The following is a 511-nucleotide window of genomic DNA, read 5'->3' as shown; positions in this document are numbered from 1 at the left end:
CTGAACTGGATGGGCATGGCGAAGGTGCTTGGGTCTGTGACGCCCACCTACCTGTCGGCAGCGACCTACGGCGTGATCGGCTCCGGTCGCCAGGAACTGACCCCACGTCTGGTGACGGACTTCGCCGCCCTGTTGGGGATCGACGCCCGCGAACTGGCCGCGCTGACGGGCGTCTTCCTGCGCGAGGAGCCGCCCCCTCCCTCCCCGGAGGCCGTGGACGCCGCAGCTCTGCTGTGGGAGATGCGACGGCTGTCCGCTGTCCAAGCGCAGAACGTCTCCGAGCTCGGACGCTCGCTGCGCGAGGACTTCCACAATGGGCGGCGATCGGTCAGGGGAGCCGGCCGCGTTCGTACCTGTTGACCACCTCGTCGGTCGGGCCGTCCATGACGAGTTCGCCGGACTCCATCCAGAGGGTCCGCTCGCAGGTGGTGCGGATCGTGTTGCTGTTGTGGCTGACCAGGAACACCGTGCCTGCTGCCGCGCACAGTTGGCGGATCCGGGCCTTGCTGCG

Annotated in this window: 2 pseudogenes; one reads left to right on the top strand and one right to left on the bottom strand. The window is 68.5% G+C overall.

The features are described from left to right. Positions 1–360, top strand: a pseudogene (locus tag ABD323_RS45600) (hypothetical protein); the annotation flags it as partial. Here the strand turns inward: ABD323_RS45600 and ABD323_RS45595 are convergent. After that, a pseudogene (locus ABD323_RS45595) lies at positions 329–511 on the bottom strand (ABC transporter ATP-binding protein); the annotation flags it as partial. The pseudogenes ABD323_RS45600 and ABD323_RS45595 sit on opposite strands and share 32 nt — an antisense overlap.

Source organism: Kitasatospora nipponensis (assembly GCF_039528135.1).
GTDB classification, from domain to species: domain Bacteria; phylum Actinomycetota; class Actinomycetes; order Streptomycetales; family Streptomycetaceae; genus Kitasatospora; species Kitasatospora nipponensis.
Note: the sequence above shows the minus strand (reverse complement) of the source record. Positions and strands in the feature narration are given on the sequence as shown.